The sequence below is a fragment of the Pseudoalteromonas sp. CR1 genome (assembly GCF_019392235.1).
Lineage (GTDB): Bacteria > Pseudomonadota > Gammaproteobacteria > Enterobacterales > Alteromonadaceae > Pseudoalteromonas.
Genome location: NZ_JAHXRM010000001.1, coordinates 489,967 through 509,544, shown reverse-complemented (window position 1 = coordinate 509,544; position 19,578 = coordinate 489,967). Strand labels below are relative to the sequence as shown.

Genomic DNA, 19,578 nt, shown 5'->3' with positions numbered 1-19,578 from the left:
TATAAAACTAAAAGGGGCCAGATTCGGCCCCTTTGAGATTGCATTATTAATGTCACAAATTTAGTCGAGTACTTTAGCGTCATTCGCTTTGTTAAGTAAGCTGCGGCTTTGTGTTAGAAAATGCGCGGTAGAGTCTGAAAAATAAGATTTTGCATCGGCAAATGCATCTATTAACGCCGCTTTGTTGCCATTCCTTAATTTTTCGAGTGTTTGTGCAAACGTATCTTGGTATTGAGCCAATAGACTTTCTACATCGTCAAATTGAGCTAACATAATATCTGAATAAAGTTCGGGAGATTGTGCAAACAAGCGTCCTACCATCATTAGTTCTAATTGGTATATTGGCGACGAACAGCTTCGTAACTCTGCCAAAGTATGGCTTTGTTTTGCTAGAAACTGCCCATAAACAAACGTTGTTAAATGTCGCATTACCTGAATTATTTGCATAGCTTCATCGTGTTTTTTAGCATCTAGCTCTACAAGCTGACATCCCCACACTTGTAACTGCTCTAATAGCCCTTTGGCCGCTTGATGATGCCTGCCTTCACAAACCACCACGGTTTGTTTTACCCAATGTGAAATATCTGGGCCAAACATTGGGTGCAAACCGACAACCGGGCCGCTATGTGCAGCCTTTAGCGCTTTAATTGGCGATTGCTTTACTGATGTTATATCAACAAGCAAACACTCTTCATCTAGTTTCGGTAGTTTAGCAACTACAGATTCTAAAGCATTAATTGGTACACTGATCATAACCAGTTTTGCGCCACTCAAAATTTTGTGAGCATCATCTTGTTGATCTTTATCTAGCACTTTAACTTCGTAGCCCGAGCGCATAAATTGCTGCGCGAATAACTGGCCCATTGCCCCCTGCCCACCCACAATAACTATAGGAGAAAGCGATGGCGCTACACAAGCTAGCTTAGCCTGCTGATTTTGATATGCTTCACGCATCATCCGTCTGAGAATGTCTTCTACTAAATCAGGGCTTACACTTTGGCTAATTGCCTCTTCCCGCCTTACTGCTAGTAACTCAGCTTCACGTTCTGGTGCATGTAAAGGCGCACCTGTTTGCTGTTTGATTTCACCGATTTTTTGGGTAATACCATTACGTTTAGCTAGTAAGGCAACCAGCTGCGTATCACATTCATCTATGCCTTTTCTCAGCTGGGCTAAATCACTTATATCTGCCACGTTCAACCTCACCATAAAAACCAAATATCGTAAATATAAATTTACATAAAGGTAAACTAATCAATACAATAAATACTAACAGGATATGTAAACCGTTAAAAGAGCAGAGCAAATATAGATTAGTAAAAACCGAAGTTGTAGCACAGAGGTAATAGAGAAATAACTCACTGGCTGTTAACCAGCTTAACATTAGATTGCAAAGCGTATGCTTAATAAAGTTTTAAAAAATTTGCGCATCGCAAAAAACGGCTTATAACCACAAAATTTTCAATAACAATTGGGGAAGTTTAGGTTGTTAGAGTAATTAATACCTATTTGATTAATCGAATAATCTATTTGGTAGTTATTAAACCCTGTTGGTAGCACAAAAACTTATTGGTTGTTCTGCATCATAATTATTAACGCGATTAGCGTCAGTAATTCCTCCCTCAAACAAGTTAAATATTACAAAACACCTGAACTCTTATTCAAAAAAGTGTTCCTTTATAAAAACGAAAACGGGTTGCAATCCGAAGGCTGCAACCCGTTTTTTTGCGTTGATAAACAGCGCGTATTAGTTAAGTTTTTCTCTAATACGTGCAGATTTACCAGAACGCTCACGTAGGTAGTAAAGCTTAGCACGGCGAACTGCACCGCGACGCTTAACTGTTACGCTATCGATAAGAGGGCTGTGCGTTTGGAATACACGCTCAACACCTTCACCGTTCGAGATTTTACGAACTGTGAATGCTGAGTGAAGACCACGATTACGCTTAGCGATTACAACACCTTCAAAGGCCTGTAGACGCTCTTTAGCACCTTCTTTTACTTTTACCTGTACAACCACTGTATCACCAGGGCCAAATGCAGGTACGTCTGTTTTAAGCTGCTCTTCTTCAAGCGCTTTAATAATATTTTGGTTTACTTTTGCCATTATGTTTCTCACTTTCCTAGGTGTAACTGTCTTCTAGCCACAAGCTTTTTGGTACTCTTGCTGAAATTCTGCGAGTAATACCGCTTGCTCCTCAGTCAGAGCTAGGTTATGCAACAAGTCAGGACGTCGTAACCAAGTTCTGCCTAATGACTGCTTAAGCCGCCACTTTGCTATCGCTTGGTGATTACCACTGAGCAATACAGCAGGAACCTGTTTGTCGTCCAATGTTTCTGGTCGTGTATAGTGAGGACAATCTAGCAAGCCATCCGAAAATGAGTCTTGCTCTGCTGATTGATTGTGTCCTAACACGCCTGGCACCAATCGCGCTACTGCGTCAATTAGTGTCATGGCTGGTAGTTCACCACCACTCAAAATAAAATCACCAATTGACCATTCTTCGTCAACGTATGACTCTATTATTCTCTCATCTACACCTTCATATCGACCGGCAATCAAAATCAGTTTTTCAGAGTTAGCTAATTCGCTAGCCCCTTGCTGATCAAGTTTGCGCCCTTGTGGGGACATATAAATTACTTTAGCACCGTCGCCTGCCGCTTTTTTAGCATCAAGGATGGCTTTTTCTAATGGTTTAACCATCATTAACATACCCGGTCCGCCCCCGTAAGGACGATCATCTACGGTTTTATGCTTATCTAAAGCATAGTCTCGAGGATTCCAGCAGTTAAAATCGATTAATCCATTTTTTACTGCGCGACCAGTAACCCCTTGTTGGGTAATAGCATCAAACATGTCCGGGAAAAGGCTTATCACCCCTACCCATAATGAACTAGTTTGAGTCATTAAAACCCAGGATCCCAGTCTACGGTAATTTCTTTTACGTCGTATTTAACCTCTTTTATAACTGAGTCAGTTAAAAAAGGAATTAAACGCTCCGATTGACCAAATGCATCTTTACTGTTTGCTTTCACAACCAGTACGTCATTTGAGCCTGTCTCCATCAAGTCATCAACAATGCCTAAGTTATAACCTTTATCAGTCATAACCGACATGCCAATGAGATCTCGCCAATAAAACTCACCTTGCGGGAGTTCTGGTAATTGCGTTGCATCCATTGAGATTTCTGCATGGGTATAAGCCATTGCTTCGTCTCGGTCGTTTACTTGCGCAAATTTAGCGATAAAGCCTTTGTTGTGGCGACGCCAGTCGACCACTTCTAAGGACTGCCATTTACCTTGTTGCCCTATCAACCACGGGCTGAAATCGAAGATCCCTGCGGGATCATCAGTAAATGAATGTACCTTAAGCCAGCCCTTTATACCATAAGGGGCGCCGAGCTTTCCTACGACAATTATTGATGAGGTGTTCTCTTGACTCATGGTTACACTTACGCCTATTAAGCCGCTTTACGAGCGTCTTTAACTAATTTAGCTACACGATCTGAAAGACCTGCGCCCTGACCTACCCAGTGATCTACACGAGATAAATCTAAGCGAAGTTTTTCTTCCTGACCCGAAGCGATTGGGTTAAAGAAACCAACTTTCTCGATGAAGCGACCGTCACGCGAGAAACGGCTATCCGCAACCACAATTTGATAGAAAGGGCGTTTTTTAGCGCCACCACGTTGCAAACGAATAGTTACCATACCGTCCTCTAAATAGATTGACTGTTTTCATTAATAAGATTTACTCCCCAGTATGGGGAGCCGGTGAATTGTACGAGTTTTTAGCAATAACGCAAGTAAGAAGTGAAGCAAAAAGCCAGTTTAGTAGGTTAAACCGTGATCTAGGCTAAAAATTAGAGCTAATGCAGTATTGAGTGCATAAATTATTCAACAAAAAAGGAGCGTTATGCTCCCTTTTTGTATTCATTGTGCTCAAATTAAACACAATGCTTATTCAATTTCTAGAATTTTGGACCGCCGCCACCCATCATGCCAGGTGGTAACATCCCTTTCATACCGCGCATCATTTTTTGCATGCCGCCCTTGCCTTTCATTTTTTTCATCATTTTTTGCATTTGCGTGAACTGTTTAAGTAGCTTATTTATCTCTTGTACTTGTGTGCCTGAACCAGCTGCAATACGCTTTTTGCGCGACCCTTTAATTATTTCAGGACGAGCACGCTCTTGCTTTGTCATAGAACTAATAATGGCTTCCATTTGGATAAATGTTTTATCACCCATTTGGCCTTTCACTGCATCTGGTAAGTTAGACATGCCAGGGAGTTTATCAAGCATCGACATCATCCCCCCCATATTTTTCATTTGCTTTAACTGATCAGCAAAGTCATCAAGTGTAAAACCGGCACCTTTAAATACTTTTTCGGCAACTTTTGCAGCTTGCTCTTTATCCACTTTCATTTCGACTTCTTCGATTAATGAAAGTACATCACCCATGCCTAAAATTCGCGATGCAATACGATCAGGGTGAAATGGTTCAAGTGCATCGGTGCGTTCACCAACACCCATAAACTTAATTGGTTTGCCGGTTATGTGACGAATAGATAAAGCAGCACCACCTCGAGCATCACCATCTGTTTTTGTTAGTATTACACCGGTAAGCGGTAGAGCTTCGTCAAATGCTTTTGCAGTATTTGCCGCATCTTGACCTGTCATAGCATCAACAACAAATAGTGTTTCGATTGGATTTATCGCTGAATGAAGATCTTTAATCTCATCCATCATATCGCTATCCACGTGCAAGCGACCCGCAGTATCAACTAGTACCACATCGATAAATTTCTTTTTAGCGTGAGTGATAGCAGCTGTAGCAATATCAACTGGCTTTTGTGATATGTCACTTGGGAAGAAATCTACATCAACTTCCGTCGCTAGCGTTTCAAGCTGTTTTATTGCTGCAGGACGATAAACATCGGCACTTACAACAAGCACTGATTTTTTCTTGCGCTCTTTTAAAAACTTAGCAAGTTTACCCACACTGGTCGTTTTACCCGCACCTTGCAGGCCGGCCATCATAACAACTGCTGGCGGTTGTGCATTAAGGCTTAGCTCTTCGTTTGCTTCGCCCATCGCTTTTTCAAGCTCTTCACGCACAATTTTTACAAACACTTGTCCAGGCGTTAAGCTTTTAGTCACTTCAACACCCACTGCACGTTCTTTAACTTGCTTTACAAAATCGCGAACAACTGGCAAAGCTACATCGGCTTCCAAAAAGGCCATGCGCACTTCGCGAAGAGTATCTTTGATATTGTCTTCTGTTAGGCGGCCACGGCCACTGATATTTTTTAAGGTTTTACCTAATCGTTCTTGGAGATTCTCAAACATGTATCGGTTCCGATAAAACGTTATACCAATTTAATTACGCAGCCGATTTAACTAGCTGCTCGACTAATGATATTGATATTATTAAATTTGAATTAAAAACAGTATACCGTAAATAGTGGCGGACAATACAGTGTTCAAGTGCAGTGAATTAAGTTTCTTTTTTAAGGTCTATTCATTTGCGTTGCTATAAAATACAATGCGTTTGTACTTGAAAGGATTTTTTTTGACTCAAATTAAGTGGCCCAAGCAAAATGCTGATTATCAGTTTAACTATTATCACCAGTATATTTTATGTGTTAGCAACGTCACATGTACTTTCACGGCTTTTTCATAAACAAGGCCCTAGCCAAAAAATAACGGTCATTTTAAGTACTGTTGCTATATTGGCGCATATGCTGTTATTGGTAAATTCGGTATTTCGATCTGACGGACAAGATTTAAGCATCGTAAATGTAGCACTGCTGACTTGTTGGGTTATAGTTGTATCTGTGACTGCCGTGTCGCTTAAGTTCCCAGCTACTTTATTATTGCCTGTGGTGTATGGATTTGCAGCCCTTTTAACTGTTGCGAGCTTGTTTATACCCCATCATATATTACTGCAAAGTATAGACGTTGAGCTTGGTTTGGTTGCTCATATATCACTTTCCTTACTTGCTTATTGTATTTTGATTATTGCAACCTTATACGGCGTACAATTTTACTTTATAGATAAACGCCTTAAGCGCAAAGACCTCGCTATTGTGCACAGTCATTTGCCTCCACTGATGGTAGTGGAGCGCCAGCTATACCAACTTCTTAATCTTGGCACTGCACTGCTTACAGTTGCGCTCGTTTGCGGATTTGTATTTCTCGATGGCATGTTTGCCAAAGAGTTTATCCATAAAACCATACTTTCGTTGGTAGCATGGGCAATTTTTGTTGTTGTCGCACTTGGCCATATTAAACAAGGCTGGCGTGGTAAACCTGTGGTCATTACCATCATGGTTGCAGCATTTACCCTCACATTGGCCTATTTTGGCAGCCGTTTTGTACAAGAAGTGGTGCTAAACAAGTTTTAACTTGACTCTAGTAGCTCACTCTAGCTTAATACGCATTGATTTATAAAAAAAGGATCCATCGTTGGACGACATATCGACAAGTACCCTGTTTATCTCATTAGGATTATTGGTACTTTTTTCTGCTTATTTTTCTGGTTCAGAAACCGGGATCATGTCAATCAATCGTATACGCTTGCGACATCTTGCAAAGCAAGATCACCGCGCAGCTAAACGAGTCAGTAAGTTACTTAGCCGTCCCGATAGGCTTATAGGTCTCATTTTAATTGGTAACAACTTAGTAAATATAGCGGCGGCTCAAGTAGCCACTATTATAGGTATTCGTTTATATGGTGATTTAGGTATTGCGGTAGCAACAGGTGTGCTTACCTTAGTTGTACTTATATTTGCCGAAGTAACGCCTAAAACACTTGCAGCGCTCTATCCTGAAAAAGTAGCCTTCCCAAGCTCAGTAATCCTTAAAGGGTTACTTAAAATAATGTTCCCGTTTGTTGTAGTTGTAAACTGGCTAACTAACGGCATATTACGTTTATTTGGTATTAGTGCGGCTCAAATTGATGAGCACAGCATGAGTAAAGAAGAATTAAAAACGGTAGTTAATGAGTCAGGTGCTTTATTACCTGCTCGCCACCAGAGTATGTTGACTTCTATTTTAGATTTAGAGCAAGTCACTGTTGAAGACATTATGATCCCACGTAACGAAATTGTGGCAATTGATATAAACGACGATTGGAAAGTAATTAGCCGTCAACTAACACATGCGCAGCATACGCGTGTTTTACTGTACCGTGATAACATTGATGATGCCGTTGGTTTTATTCACTCACGTGATGCACTGCGCCTTTTAACAAAAGAGCAGTTTGACAAACCGTCGCTGTTGCGTGCCGTTCGCGAAATATACTTTATCCCTGAAGGGACGTCACTAAATACCCAGCTCTTTAAGTTTCAACAATCCAAAGAGCGAATTGGTATAGTGGTCGATGAATACGGCGATATTCAGGGATTAGTAACACTTGAAGACATTTTAGAAGAAGTGGTGGGCGACTTTACTACCACTCAAACGCGTACGCCAAGTGAAGAAGTAACTACGCAATCTGATGGCTCGTTTATTGTAGATGGTGGCGCAAACGTTCGTGACTTAAACAAAGAAATGGAATGGGACTTCCCTCTTGATGGTCCTAAAACATTGAGTGGCTTAATTGTTGAATATTTAGAAGATATCCCCGACGCAAATATCAGTTTACGTATTGCGGGTTATCCATTAGAAGTACTCGAAGTAAAAGAAAACATGATTAAGTTAGTTAAAATACAGCCTAAAAAGCGTACTCGCCAATAACAAATAAGGAGCCAATAGGCTCCTTATTCACGCTGTTTTTCGATTACGTAAATAACCGTTCCAACCAACCTTTATCAAGTTCATCCTCACATCGTTTTAATTGCGCACCATAACGGCTCGCTCTGTTTTTTACCTTGTTAGCTACGCTCATGAGCCACTTTTTTTTCTTGTAAGTGCCACGTTTATATCCCCCCCAACCTTCATGATAATTGAGGTATTGAGCGTAAGCATCCCATTTAGAAATGCCGTTTACTTTATGCGTTTTATAAACAAACCATGCCATAAAATCGATTGCATCATCAAAGTCATCTCTATCAGCTCCACTGTTCCCTGTTTCACGAACGTAATCAGCCCAAGTAGGAGTTTTGGCTTGTGAATAGCCATATGCTGAGCTTGCTCTACCTGTTGGTATGATCCACAAAAAGTATTCCATTGGTGGCGCTGCATCGTGTTTAAATGAACTTTCTTGATACATCATGCTCATGAGTACATGTTTAGGAGAGCCCCATTTATCTTGCGCGTCTTTTGCATCAAAGTACCAGTCAGGCTTTTCTTCAAAAATTTTACACAGATCGTTTGGCTGTTTAGGGGGCGCTGTAGCACACCCGGCAAGGGTAAAAGCGAGAGTGAGAGATAAAATAAGTGCTTTTTTGTTCATTTTTTGTGTTCTCACTGAACTTTTATAAAAAGTGTTGGTCGTAGTAATTAATGCAGCTGTATAGCATTGTTTCATCCCTGAATAGTATTTACGCAGCCATATTAGGCTGCGTTTTTTTTGCGTGCATATTGGGTATCAGTTTTTATGAAAGTACTCATCTAAAAACATTGTAAACGACTGCGCATCTGCATCTTCTATACTACGCTGAGCTTCATTTGACAGCTCAACTTGCTGCTCAAGCCACGGCTTTAAAAACTCACTGTAGTCTGTGTTTACGTGGCTTTGCTTATACTTATTTGCTAAGTCTAAGGCAAAATGACCATTGTCTAAACCTGACTCTTTTAGTTTTGCTACATATCGCCCAGAGTAAGTAAGCGAAGGATCATTAACCCATGTGCTCATGCGCTCAATTGTTTCTGAGTAGTAACTAACGCCGTAAGCTTTATCCATCCACTTTGCAACATCTGTTAATTGAGAGAATATTTGATGACACCAAGATTGCAGACTACGCGGAGTATTATTATCATTGAGCATCAACCCTTGCTCTCTGCCCTGATTTACCACCGCATCTAAGTTTTCAGTACTACGAGCTTGTTCTTGCCAATCCATTTGTGGTGAATCTTTTAATAAGCAATACGTTAAAAATACATCTAAAAAGTGAATTTGCTCTATATCGATACCCACTTCACTAAACGGATTTACATCTAGTGCACGAATTTCAACATACTCTATACCTGCCCTTAATAAAGCATCCGTTGGTGTCTCACCACTGTTTGCATTACGTTTAGGGCGAATTGGCGAGTAAAACTCATTTTCTATTTGAAGAATGTTTTTATTTAACTGTTTTGGCTGTTCGCTAGTGTAGTCGTCAATATCACTGTAAATATCTGATGGCGTATTGATAGCTTTTTTCAAACCGGCAACGTATTCATCAAGCGAGTTATACATAACACGCAACGACGATTGTGCACTATTTGTGTACCCTAAGTTACCTAAACGCAGAGCAGTTCCTACCTCTAAATATAAGGTGCCTTTACCTAACTTTTTAAATGGTAAATCTGTTTTTCGACCTTGCAAAAATGAGTTACACAGTGCAGGCGATGCGCCAAACATGTAACTAATAAGCCACAGCTCACGTTTAAAGTTTCTTATCAGGGATAAATAACCATCAGATATAAAATCTTGCAAGCTCGCATTACTTTGCTTTAACGAGTGCAGAGACTTCCAAAGTGACTCTGGAAAAGAGATATTAAAATGCACACCAGCAATAGCCTGCATCATACTGCCGTATCGATTTTTTAGCCCTTCACGGTAAAGCGTCTTCATTTTACCTATATTTGAGCTACCAAACTGAGCAAGTACAATGTCGTCTTGATGATTTATAAAACAAGGCATACTGATGGGCCAAAGCAGTTCATCACCCATATTTTCAAGCGTAAATTTTTGAAGGTCGCGCAGCTGCTTCAGGGTCTGTGTTGATGACTCGCTAACAGGCGTAATAAACTCGAGTAAAGACTCCGAAAAATCAGTCGTTATGTGCCCGTTAGTTAATGCACTCCCCACCCCTTTTGGATGACCTTGAGAAGAAATAGCACCGTTACTTTGAATTCTTAGCGACTCGCGTTCAATGCCACGCTTAATGCCCTTAATTGCGTTTTGGTGTTCACCAGTTGATAACGCGTTAAGCGCATTTGTTAGATCATGTGTTGTCAAAAATATTTCCTCAGGCCACGTGGCGTAATCATTCGGTTATGGGGGCTAATTACCGATTACTCAAGATTAAATTGTTAAGAACAATATAGTTTTTTCAATTAGTCCTCATATCCATGATTTGAGCATACGCTTGATATAACTATCTTCATGCAATGATGTTGTAATCTTGCCATTGCTATTCACTTTATACAATTGCTTTACGTAGCTATTTGCTAATATAGCAGTATTAAACCAAGCTGTTCAAAAGACCTGTAATTACTAATAAACAATTCAAATTTTATTTGGTAAACATTGTTAACTTAAAAAAACTTGATACAGATCAATAAAGCATTAGATTTACCTTAAATATAAATATAAACGAGCTGTAATTTTGCTTTGTATAAATAACTGAATATACTTCAATTAATTAAAAAGGATGATAGTGAATGCAATGCACAGTAATAAAACACTAATTAATGAAGAAGTTCTCTTTGATGAGTCACAAGAGCTTGTTTCTACAACCGATCTACGAGGTGTTATTACCTACGCCAATACAGAGTTTTGCACCGTTGCTGGTTACTCAATACAAGAGCTTGTTGGCAAAAATCATAATATAGTTCGTCACCCAAATATGCCCAAAGCGGCGTTCAAAGAAATGTGGGAAACATTAAAACAAGGTCACTCTTGGCGTGGTATGGTAAAAAACCGCTGTAAAGATGGTCGCTACTATTGGGTTGACGCTTTTGTTACCCCAATTTTTGAACATGGTCAGCTCGTTGGTTATCAATCAGTAAGAACAAAGCCAAGCCAAGCGCTTAAAGATAAGGCGCAAAGCTTATACGATACACTTAATGCTAAAAAATCGTTATTTAGTATTCGTGAGCAAACAGGAGTAAGGCAAAGTATCACCATCGCGTGTGTGTTACTTTGGTTAATAAGCTCTGCGGTATTTGGCCCAATAGCCATTACTTTGCTTAACGTTATTGTTTGTGTATTAGTAGTCGCCCTAAATTACGATGAGCTTGTTGCAACCCCAAAAATATTACGTGAGCATAAAGCGAAATCAGATTCTGTTTCTCGCTATATTTACAGCGGCACCACAGCCCACAGCGTGAGTGACTTCAAAGAACAACTGCTAAATGCAAAATTACGTACGGTGCTTGGCCGTATGAAAGACTCAACTTATAACTTTAATAGTATTGCGACTAATTTAGACAAACAGTCAACGCTTACCGAAAAAGGCATTGCCTCTCAGGGAGAGCGTTTAGAACAGATTGCATCTGCGATGACACAAATGGGATCGACCATTGGCGAAATTTCAGTAAACACAGCTGAAACCGCAGATAAAGTTAATGCAACACACAGCAGTTGCTCTGAAATTAAAATACACATTGCCGATAACAGTAATATGATCTCAGATCTGGCCGTTCAAGTTGAGCATGCAGCAAGCACTGCAAGCAGTTTGGCATCAGAAGCTGATAAAATTGGTCAAGTAATGAGTGAAATAGAAGGCATTGCAGATCAAACAAACCTACTTGCACTTAACGCAGCAATAGAAGCAGCAAGGGCAGGTGAACACGGAAGAGGGTTTGCTGTCGTTGCCGATGAAGTAAGAACTTTATCGTCTCGTACACAAAGTGCTACAACACAAATTCACAGCTCAATAAAAGAAATACAAGATACCTTATTTAGCTGGTCAAAAGTGATGCAAGATACTAAAGAACAGGCAGATAATTGTGTAAATACCACAGAAAAAACGCAAGTGGAACTGGAAGGTATTTTTTCTCAAATTAGTGAAATATCGCATTTAGCCATTCAAATATCGTCTGCAGCAGAAGAGCAACAAATGGTGAGTAACGATATCAGCAACAATGTGACTGATATTAAAGCCTTTGGCGATAACAATTTGAGTTTAAGCTTTGAAGTAGCTAAAGGTGCAGCAGAACTGGTTGAAGGCTCACGAAAAGTAAATGACTTGCTATTAACTTTTAAAGTATAAACATTATAGGTTAAAAAACCGCTTAGTTGTATGAGGTAGGCAACTAAGCGGTTTTTATAATTATTTACCGGCTAGTAAATACTAACCCATCACTGCCAGCATCAATAACAATGACACATCCTGGAATGTAATCACCATTGAGTAACTTTTGTGCCAATGGGTTTTCAATCGTTTGCTGAATGGCTCGTTTTAATGGACGTGCACCATACACAGGATCAAATCCACTTGCAGCAATAGTGTCGAGAGCTGCGTCGCTAATTTCTAATAAGTACCCCATCTCAGTTAAACGTTCACGTAACTTCATTAACTGAATATCAGCAATCTCTTTAATGTGCTGATTCGCTAGCGGATGAAATACCACCGTTTCGTCAATGCGGTTTATAAACTCAGGTCTGAATTCACTGATCAATACATCCATTACTTTTGATTTTAGTGTTGCGTAATCATTATTACCCGCCTGCTCTTGAATAATATCTGAACCTAAATTTGAGGTCATGATGATTACGGTATTTTTAAAATCAACAGTACGCCCTTGTCCGTCGGTTAACCTGCCGTCGTCGAGTACTTGCAATAAAATATTAAACACGTCGGGATGTGCTTTTTCTATTTCATCAAGTAATATGACCGAATATGGCTTACGGCGAACAGCTTCTGTTAAGTAGCCCCCTTCTTCATATCCTACATAACCAGGAGGCGCTCCCACTAAACGAGCAACAGAATGTTTTTCCATAAATTCAGACATATCAATGCGTACCATGGCATCTTCTGTGTCAAACATAAACCCAGCAAGGGCTTTAGTCAGCTCTGTTTTACCTACGCCTGTTGGCCCTAAAAACAAAAATGAGCCAATCGGTCGGTTAGGATCAGCAAGTCCTGCTCGAGAGCGACGAATCGCATTTGACACTGCCACAACGGCCTCGTCTTGCCCTATTACTTTACTATGCAGTTTATCTTCCATTTGCAACAGTTTTTCACGTTCCCCCTGTAGCATTCGAGATACAGGAATACCTGTCCAACGAGAGAGTATTTCTGCAATTTCATCTTCGCCTACTTGGTTTTTAAGCAACGTCATGTCTTGCATTTCAGCTTGTGACGCTAAATCTAACTTGCGTTCAAGCTCTGGAATACGACCATATTGCAACTCAGACATACGCTGTAAATCACTTGCTCTTCGAGCTACATCTAAATCAAGCCGAGCTTGTTCAAGCTCCGCTTTAATTACTTGCGTACCTTGCAGTGATGCTTTTTCGGCATTCCAAATTTCATCAAGTTCGCGGTATTGACCATCAAGATCGGTTATGAGCTCTTGCATTTCACTACGGCGTTTTTGGCTGGCTTCATCTTTTTCTTTAGCGAGAGCATTATCTTCGAGTTTTAACTGAATAATACGGCGCTCAAGTTTATCTAATGACTCCGGCTTCGAATCAATTTGCAAACGAATAGAAGAGCCGGCTTCATCAATTAAATCTATTGCTTTATCAGGTAACTGACGGTCGCTAATATAACGATGCGATAACTGCGCGGCAGCAACAATTGCAGGGTCGGTGATTTCAACTGAGTGATGCAGTTCATAACGTTCTTTTAAACCACGCAATATTGCAATAGTGTCTTCAACTGAAGGCTCTTCGATTAATACTTTTTGAAAACGGCGCTCAAGGGCTGCATCTTTTTCTATGTATTTACGGTATTCGTCTAGTGTGGTTGCGCCTACACAATGCAGCTCGCCACGTGCGAGCGCAGGCTTAAGCATATTGCCTGCATCCATTGCGCCATCGCTTTTACCTGCACCCACAATGGTATGAATTTCATCAATAAATAAAATGACTTGGCCTTCTTCTTTTGCCAACTCGTTTAAAACCGATTTTAAACGCTCTTCAAATTCACCTCTAAATTTAGCACCAGCAACCAAGGCTCCTAAATCAAGTGACAGTACGCGTTTATTTTTTAATCCCTCTGGTACTTCACCATTAATAATACGCTGCGCTAAGCCTTCTGCTATGGCGGTTTTACCAACCCCAGGCTCGCCAATAAGTACCGGGTTGTTTTTAGTTCTGCGCTGTAATACCTGGATAGTACGGCGTATTTCGTCGTCTCGACCTATAACAGGGTCAAGCTTGCCTTGCTCTGCGCGTTCGGTTAAATCAATTGTATACTTTTCTAAAGCTTGACGCGTTTCTTCCGCATTCGGGTCGTCAACCTTTTGACCCCCACGGATTGCTTTTATGGCGCTTTCTATTTTTGTTGCAGTGATATTAAGTGATCTAAATATATCTCCAAGCGGCCCTTTATCGTCGCATGCAGCCAACACAAATAGTTCGCTCGAAATAAATTTATCTTTGCGCTTTTGAGCGTACTTATCACATAAATTTATAAGCGTAGCCATATTATTTGATAGCTGTACGTCGCCCCCAACACCTTCTACTTTAAAAAGCTTTTCTATTTCTTGAGACAGCTTTGTATTAAGCTCGTCTGCACTTACACCTGTTTGAGCAAACAGTGCACGAACGCTTGAGCCGCTTTGCTGGAGCAATGCATACATTAAATGAACGGGTTCAATAAATTGATGGTCGCGACCAAGGGCCAGCGATTGCGCATCAGAAAGCGCAGATTGAAATTTACTTGTAAATCTATCTAAACGCATGGGGGGCTACCTATTAAAAAATCTAATTGATTAATAAATGGGTATGTTGCACGATTTGTTCAAGATGCTAAAGAAAATATATTCTTTAAATTGTTAATTACTTGCGCCAGATCAAACTTGCCATACGCCCTGTTTGTCCATCGCGACGATAAGAAAAAAATAAATCAGGTTGAGATACAGTGCAATATTCGCCGCCAGTAATATTTTTAACGCCAAGCTGGGTTAATAAAATATGTGCAATACCATAAATATCAGCAAGATACTTATTATTTGGCTGTAAATTAAATACATCAGCAAACTGCGGGGATTGATTGTTAAATAACTCAAATACCTCGGCGCCTACCTCAAACTGTTGCGCTCCGATTGCGGGTCCAAGCCATGCGTAAATTTTATTTTTAGGAGCAGTAAAGCATTTAAGTGTATTTTGGATAATGCCTTGTTCTAACCCTCGCCAACCGCCGTGAATAGCCGCTACCTCAGTCCCATCATTACTCGCAAGCAATATAGGTAGGCAATCAGCAGTCATTATAGCCAAGGGTTGGTCAACTAAACGCGTATAGAGTGCATCGGCATCATGTAATTTATTAAAATCAAACTTCTTATCAACTGTAATTACATTTGCACTGTGTATTTGATTCAGCCAGATAGCTGGCTTTGGGAGGATATTATTGAGTACTAAGCGATTTTGTAATACATCAGCGTGGCTATCATTAACATGAAGCCCCAAATTTAAACTATTGTATGGGGCCTTTGACACACCGCCTTCACGTTTAGTACTCAAAGTACTTACATTGTGGAGGCTTTGCCATGGTGCTGATAGCAACTGCATTATCTATCGATATCTGGGTTAGCCTGTGTATCTTCACGAAGTGCTAACGTCATTTCTACCATATCATCTGGGATAGGTGCTTGCCATGTCATCATTTCGCCCGTAATTGGGTGCGCAATACTTAATTTTACTGCATGTAAGGCTTGGCGTTTAAAGCTACGAAGTAACTCAAATAACTGCGGTGTTGCACCCTTTGGTGGACGCGGACGGCCATTGTATGACTGATCGCCAATTAGCGGATGGTTTAAATAAGCCATATGTACACGAATTTGGTGAGTACGGCCCGTTTCTAAACGCAAGCGTAAACGCGTATGCGCACGAAATTTTTCAGCAACACGGTAATGCGTTATAGCAGGCTTACCCATTTCATGCACTGCCATGTGAGTACGCTGTGTTGCATGGCGGCCAATTGGTTTTTCAACCATTCCACCAGCGGTCATAGTGCCGTTACAAAGCGCTTCATACTCACGAGTGAAGTTTTCGCGTTTTTGCAATGCTTTAACAAGGTGTGTTTGCGCTTGAATTGTTTTAGCAACAACCATTAAACCTGTTGTATCTTTATCTAGTCGATGAACAATACCCGCACGAGGCACATTTATTATGTCAGGGTAATGGTGCAATAATGCATTAAGTACAGTGCCATCTGGATTACCCGCACCAGGATGAACCACTAATCCCATCGGTTTATTAATAACTAAAATATGGTCATCTTCATAAACAATGTTTAAGTCGATATTTTGTGCAAGGTATTCACGCGGTGCTTCAATGGTTGTTTCAACATTTAACACTTCGCCGCCTAACAATTTTGTGCGCGGTGTGTTTAATATTTCGCCATCAACGGTGATTTTATCATCCAAAATCCACGTTTTTATACGTGAACGTGAATAATCAGGGAACAATTGCGCTAATACTTGGTCTAGACGTTTACCACCTAAGTCGGTTGGAACCTCGGCTTGAAGAGAAATTTGCTCTGTCATTCGTAACTTTACCCAATTTACCAGTGCAAGCTTTGCTCGACTGGGTTAGAATCGCTTTTAATAAAAGCATAATATAATACGTATAGTTTACTCGGTTTTACCGACTTGGCCTAGCCGAAGACATCGAAGGTAACAAATAAAATGATAAATAAAATAGGGAAACGTGCATTTGCCATCGTTTTTTCAGTTTCGGTACTTAGTTTAGGTGCCTGTTCGTCAGCACCTGACCAAGAAGACATTCAACGCGTACCAAATAGATCAGCACAAGCTTTATACGAAGATGCAAAAGAAACGCTAGATTCAGGCTTATATGCCCGTGCAATTGAGCTTTTATCAGCTATTGATTCGCGCTACCCATTTGGGCCATTCTCAAAGCAAGTGCAAATGGATTTAGTGTACGCTCACTACCAGTCGGGTAACACTGAACAAGCATTAGCAACTATTGACCGCTTTATTCGTTTGAACCCAAATCATAAAGATCTAGATTACATGTATTACATGCGTGGTTTGGTAAATATTAAAGCAGACAAAAATGCGTTCCAAGAATACTTTGGTATTGATAGAGCAGACAGAGATGCTAACAGAACACGCGTTGCCTTTACTGATTTATCAACACTTGTAAAACGTTTTCCACAAAGCGGTTACGCACCTGAAGCAAAACGTCGTTTAGTATGGTTATTAAACCGTATGGCACGTTACGAGCTAAAAGTAGCCACATACTACTACGAGCGCGAAGCATACTTAGCCGCAGCTAACCGTGGTAAGTTTGTTGTTGAACACTACTCGCAAAGTAGTTACTTAAATGCAGCGCTTGATATGATGCAAAAAAGTTACGAAAAGTTAGGTTTAACCGAATTAAGCCAAAACGCAAAAAAAGCCCAAGCGCTAAATAAAAGAACACAGTAAATACAAAAAAGGCGCTTTTAAAGCGCCTTTTTACTGTCTGAGCTTTTTTAAACTTAGTTTAAATTGCGTCTTCATCTTCTTCTGCAGTACGAATACGAACTACACGCTCAACCTCAGTGACAAATATTTTACCATCACCGATTTTTCCGGTTTGCGCGGTTTTTACAATAACCTCAATGGCGCGGTCAACACTTTCGTCAGCCAATACGATATCAAGCTTAACTTTCGGTAGAAAATCAACCATATACTCAGCACCACGATAAAGCTCTGTGTGGCCTTTTTGTCGACCAAAACCTTTCACCTCACTTACTGTCATACCGTTAATGCCCACTTCTGACAACGCTTCGCGTACGTCATCAAGTTTGAATGGTTTTATAATTGCTTCTATTTTTTTCATGTTAATTACTTTTTAAAGCTTTAGATGCCACGATTTTAGACAATCATAAGGTTCATAGCAAACAAAGCAATTGAATTACGGTGATAAATTAATCAGCCATGATATAATTTTGGCCATATAAGAATCGTAATACAAAAATTAGCTGTAAATGAGATCGTTATGAAAATTAAACAATCAGGATTCACACTTTTAGAATTAATGGTAACCGTCGCAATTGTTGGCATTATAGCGTCTATCGCTTTTTGGAATAGTAGCGATATGTTAGAAGAAAACCGTGCTGAAAACTTTTTACTAGAGCTGAAAAGAAATATTAGTTATGCCCGCTCACAAGCGGCAAGCACCGATGAAATAGTTGTAATATGTGCAGCGCAACATGGCGAAGTAAAAAACCAAAACGACACTATGCAATGCCGAAATAAATGGGACAAAAATAAAATTATTATTGTTTTTATCGACTCAGATAACAGTGGTAACTACAACAGCTCTACAGACTCTTTACTACGGGTAATGGAAAAAATTAGCCTAGAAGATAAAGTTAAATTTACAGGCAACTCAAAGCGGTTACGTTTTAATACGAGCGGTCGAATTACAACAAACCCAGGGGAGTTTGTTTTTTGCCCTAATAATGGAACAGATAACAATAAAGCCCTTAGCGTTTCTCAATCTGGCACAGCGTTTTACTTAGGTGATAGCACAAAAACGTGCGGTTAAAAAACAACCAATTTATCTTGTCATATTTTTTTCATTTACTAAACTAAATTAACGCTTATTAATTTAGGACTTCAGGGATGAGGTTATCAATATCGAAAAGTAAAGGGATCACGCTTCTTGAACTTATGATTACACTGGCTGTTGTAAGCATAATCAGTCAAATATCTATGTGGTACTATCCTGATTTTCTAGCTAAAAACAGGCTAGAAAATCATGTAAGCCTGCTGCATCGCACAATAAATTATGGTCGTTTGTATGCTATTGAAAACGCGACTTACGTTACTCTTTGCTCGTTAGACGAGGGTGAATGCTCAAAAGATGAGTGGGATGGGCAAATGTCCTTATTTATCGACAAAGATAAATCAACGACATTAGATGATGATGAGCTATTACTTAGTACCTTTGAAAAGGTTCATGATGCTGACGCGCTTGAATACCCTCGCACTGCAATTACTTTTCGCCCTGATGGTTCATTAAACGGTTTTCAAAATGGGACGTTTATTTACTGCCCAAATGAAAAAGCCAACCTAGAAGGGTTGGCTTTATCGGTAAGTCAAACGGGCAGAATACGGATTAAATCAACCGATAAATGCCAAAAAAATTAAACTCAACGGCCCCAGCAATAGTCAATATCTGAGTTACCTTTGGCACCTTTAGCGCCCTTTAAACCTGTATCGGTAATAGATAACTCCTTGCAGTCGTTATCACCTTTTACAGCACCTGCAATTGGCTTTGCTTTTATAGTAAATGCATTGCCATCAACTACATCAATAGATAATTCAAAATGCCCATTTTCGGTTTTATTTTGAAGCCCTAAGTCTGCAAATGTTTCTGTGTATTCACGGTTATCTACAAAGAATTGCTCTTGTTTATTTGCCGTATCTAAAAGTGCTGCAGCAGCTTCCGCTCTTGATGCTCGTTTTACATATTCTGTGTAATTGGGCACTGCAACCGCTGCTATAATGCCAACAATAGCCACCGCTATCATCAGCTCAATCAAGGTAAATCCTCGTTGCTTATTCATTTT

At 40.1% G+C, this 19,578-nt stretch carries 19 protein-coding genes; 6 read left to right on the top strand and 13 right to left on the bottom strand.

From position 1 onward, the window contains the following. Nucleotides 1-60 precede the first annotated feature (60 nt). From tyrA to ffh, 6 genes are all read right to left on the bottom strand, one after another. Nucleotides 61-1,194 (bottom strand): bifunctional chorismate mutase/prephenate dehydrogenase, encoded by a 1,134-nt coding sequence (gene tyrA, locus KZZ04_RS02395; protein WP_219421691.1) that lies wholly within the window; start codon nt 1,192-1,194, stop codon nt 61-63. A 553-nt stretch (nt 1,195-1,747) separates the two neighbouring features. After that, nucleotides 1,748-2,107, bottom strand: coding sequence for a 50S ribosomal protein L19 (gene rplS, locus KZZ04_RS02390; RefSeq protein WP_008132530.1), 360 nt, complete (start codon nt 2,105-2,107; stop codon nt 1,748-1,750). A 33-nt stretch (nt 2,108-2,140) separates the two neighbouring features. After that, entirely contained in the window at nt 2,141-2,908 is a 768-nt protein-coding gene (gene trmD / locus KZZ04_RS02385) for a tRNA (guanosine(37)-N1)-methyltransferase TrmD (RefSeq protein ID WP_058403460.1), read from the bottom strand. Continuing rightward, nucleotides 2,908-3,444 (bottom strand): ribosome maturation factor RimM, encoded by a 537-nt coding sequence (gene rimM / locus KZZ04_RS02380; protein WP_058403461.1) that lies wholly within the window; start codon nt 3,442-3,444, stop codon nt 2,908-2,910. Before rimM ends, trmD begins: the two co-directional genes overlap by 1 nt. 17 nt (nt 3,445-3,461) lie before the next feature. Continuing rightward, a complete protein-coding gene (rpsP, locus tag KZZ04_RS02375; protein WP_006792801.1) occupies nt 3,462-3,710 on the bottom strand; it encodes a 30S ribosomal protein S16 in 249 nt (82 codons plus the stop codon). A 260-nt stretch (nt 3,711-3,970) separates the two neighbouring features. Continuing rightward, entirely contained in the window at nt 3,971-5,350 is a 1,380-nt protein-coding gene (gene ffh, locus KZZ04_RS02370) for a signal recognition particle protein (RefSeq protein WP_006792800.1), read from the bottom strand. Nucleotides 5,351-5,601: 251 nt separating this feature from the next. Between ffh and KZZ04_RS02365 the strand changes: the two genes are divergently transcribed. Together KZZ04_RS02365 and KZZ04_RS02360 are read left to right on the top strand one after the other, a co-directional pair. Continuing rightward, nucleotides 5,602-6,408, top strand: a complete 807-nt coding sequence (locus KZZ04_RS02365) for an inner membrane protein YpjD (RefSeq protein WP_219421690.1) — start codon at nt 5,602-5,604, stop codon at nt 6,406-6,408. A gap of 61 nt (nt 6,409-6,469) precedes the next feature. Beyond that, nucleotides 6,470-7,741 (top strand): HlyC/CorC family transporter, encoded by a 1,272-nt coding sequence (locus tag KZZ04_RS02360; RefSeq protein ID WP_138528692.1) that lies wholly within the window; start codon nt 6,470-6,472, stop codon nt 7,739-7,741. 43 nt (nt 7,742-7,784) lie between these two features. On the opposite strand, the gene KZZ04_RS02355 is transcribed toward KZZ04_RS02360, so the two are convergent. Together KZZ04_RS02355 and gshA are read right to left on the bottom strand one after the other, a co-directional pair. Next, on the bottom strand, nt 7,785-8,399 hold the full coding sequence (locus tag KZZ04_RS02355) for a transglycosylase SLT domain-containing protein (RefSeq protein ID WP_138528694.1): 615 nt from the start codon (nt 8,397-8,399) through the stop codon (nt 7,785-7,787). A gap of 135 nt (nt 8,400-8,534) precedes the next feature. Then, on the bottom strand, nt 8,535-10,112 hold the full coding sequence (gene gshA, locus KZZ04_RS02350) for a glutamate--cysteine ligase (protein ID WP_138528696.1): 1,578 nt from the start codon (nt 10,110-10,112) through the stop codon (nt 8,535-8,537). 430 nt (nt 10,113-10,542) lie between these two features. On the opposite strand from gshA, the gene KZZ04_RS02345 reads away from it, so the two are divergent. Then, nucleotides 10,543-12,090, top strand: a complete 1,548-nt coding sequence (locus KZZ04_RS02345; protein ID WP_138528903.1) for a PAS domain-containing methyl-accepting chemotaxis protein — start codon at nt 10,543-10,545, stop codon at nt 12,088-12,090. A 64-nt stretch (nt 12,091-12,154) separates the two neighbouring features. Here KZZ04_RS02345 and clpB read toward each other — a convergent pair whose 3' ends face one another. The 3 genes from clpB to rluD form a co-directional block, all read right to left on the bottom strand. Beyond that, a complete protein-coding gene (gene clpB / locus KZZ04_RS02340; protein WP_219421689.1) occupies nt 12,155-14,731 on the bottom strand; it encodes an ATP-dependent chaperone ClpB in 2,577 nt (858 codons plus the stop codon). Nucleotides 14,732-14,828: 97 nt separating this feature from the next. Continuing rightward, nucleotides 14,829-15,560, bottom strand: coding sequence for a peptidoglycan editing factor PgeF (pgeF, locus tag KZZ04_RS02335; protein WP_219421688.1), 732 nt, complete (start codon nt 15,558-15,560; stop codon nt 14,829-14,831). After that, nucleotides 15,560-16,537 carry a 23S rRNA pseudouridine(1911/1915/1917) synthase RluD gene (gene rluD / locus KZZ04_RS02330; protein ID WP_006792792.1) on the bottom strand — a complete coding sequence of 326 codons (978 nt, stop codon included), beginning with the start codon at nt 16,535-16,537 and terminating at the stop codon, nt 15,560-15,562. The genes pgeF and rluD overlap by 1 nt, the downstream gene beginning before the upstream one ends. 141 nt (nt 16,538-16,678) lie before the next feature. Between rluD and KZZ04_RS02325 the strand changes: the two genes are divergently transcribed. Beyond that, entirely contained in the window at nt 16,679-17,443 is a 765-nt protein-coding gene (locus tag KZZ04_RS02325) for an outer membrane protein assembly factor BamD (RefSeq protein WP_006792791.1), read from the top strand. A 58-nt stretch (nt 17,444-17,501) separates the two neighbouring features. Here KZZ04_RS02325 and glnB read toward each other — a convergent pair whose 3' ends face one another. Continuing rightward, complete coding sequence (gene glnB, locus KZZ04_RS02320; RefSeq protein ID WP_006792790.1) at nt 17,502-17,840, bottom strand: nitrogen regulatory protein P-II; 339 nt, start codon at nt 17,838-17,840, stop codon at nt 17,502-17,504. Between the two features lie 159 nt (nt 17,841-17,999). On the opposite strand from glnB, the gene KZZ04_RS02315 reads away from it, so the two are divergent. Both KZZ04_RS02315 and KZZ04_RS02310 read left to right on the top strand, forming a co-directional pair. Beyond that, on the top strand, nt 18,000-18,551 hold the full coding sequence (locus tag KZZ04_RS02315) for a GspH/FimT family pseudopilin (RefSeq protein ID WP_058403466.1): 552 nt from the start codon (nt 18,000-18,002) through the stop codon (nt 18,549-18,551). 77 nt (nt 18,552-18,628) lie between these two features. Then, nucleotides 18,629-19,156: a GspH/FimT family pseudopilin gene (locus KZZ04_RS02310; RefSeq protein ID WP_138528702.1), complete on the top strand. Its 528-nt coding sequence runs from the start codon at nt 18,629-18,631 to the stop codon at nt 19,154-19,156. 2 nt (nt 19,157-19,158) lie between these two features. Here KZZ04_RS02310 and KZZ04_RS02305 read toward each other — a convergent pair whose 3' ends face one another. Continuing rightward, entirely contained in the window at nt 19,159-19,575 is a 417-nt protein-coding gene (locus KZZ04_RS02305) for a type IV pilin protein (RefSeq protein ID WP_058403468.1), read from the bottom strand. Nucleotides 19,576-19,578 lie beyond the last annotated feature (3 nt).

Excerpts from the sequence above, each read along its gene's own strand:
- glnB (WP_006792790.1), bottom strand. The coding sequence starts at position 17,840 with ATGAAAAAAATAGAAGCAATTATAAAACCATTCAAACTTGATGACGTA.
- rluD (WP_006792792.1), bottom strand. The coding sequence starts at position 16,537 with ATGACAGAGCAAATTTCTCTTCAAGCCGAGGTTCCAACCGACTTAGGT.
- rplS (WP_008132530.1), bottom strand. The coding sequence starts at position 2,107 with ATGGCAAAAGTAAACCAAAATATTATTAAAGCGCTTGAAGAAGAGCAG.
- rimM (WP_058403461.1), bottom strand. The coding sequence starts at position 3,444 with ATGAGTCAAGAGAACACCTCATCAATAATTGTCGTAGGAAAGCTCGGC.
- trmD (WP_058403460.1), bottom strand. The coding sequence starts at position 2,908 with ATGACTCAAACTAGTTCATTATGGGTAGGGGTGATAAGCCTTTTCCCG.
- KZZ04_RS02355 (WP_138528694.1), bottom strand. The coding sequence starts at position 8,399 with ATGAACAAAAAAGCACTTATTTTATCTCTCACTCTCGCTTTTACCCTT.
- KZZ04_RS02345 (WP_138528903.1), top strand. The coding sequence starts at position 10,543 with ATGCACAGTAATAAAACACTAATTAATGAAGAAGTTCTCTTTGATGAG.
- KZZ04_RS02305 (WP_058403468.1), bottom strand. The coding sequence starts at position 19,575 with ATGAATAAGCAACGAGGATTTACCTTGATTGAGCTGATGATAGCGGTG.
- KZZ04_RS02325 (WP_006792791.1), top strand. The coding sequence starts at position 16,679 with ATGATAAATAAAATAGGGAAACGTGCATTTGCCATCGTTTTTTCAGTT.
- rpsP (WP_006792801.1), bottom strand. The coding sequence starts at position 3,710 with ATGGTAACTATTCGTTTGCAACGTGGTGGCGCTAAAAAACGCCCTTTC.
- clpB (WP_219421689.1), bottom strand. The coding sequence starts at position 14,731 with ATGCGTTTAGATAGATTTACAAGTAAATTTCAATCTGCGCTTTCTGAT.
- KZZ04_RS02315 (WP_058403466.1), top strand. The coding sequence starts at position 18,000 with ATGAAAATTAAACAATCAGGATTCACACTTTTAGAATTAATGGTAACC.
- pgeF (WP_219421688.1), bottom strand. The coding sequence starts at position 15,560 with ATGCAGTTGCTATCAGCACCATGGCAAAGCCTCCACAATGTAAGTACT.
- KZZ04_RS02365 (WP_219421690.1), top strand. The coding sequence starts at position 5,602 with ATGCTGATTATCAGTTTAACTATTATCACCAGTATATTTTATGTGTTA.
- KZZ04_RS02310 (WP_138528702.1), top strand. The coding sequence starts at position 18,629 with ATGAGGTTATCAATATCGAAAAGTAAAGGGATCACGCTTCTTGAACTT.
- ffh (WP_006792800.1), bottom strand. The coding sequence starts at position 5,350 with ATGTTTGAGAATCTCCAAGAACGATTAGGTAAAACCTTAAAAAATATC.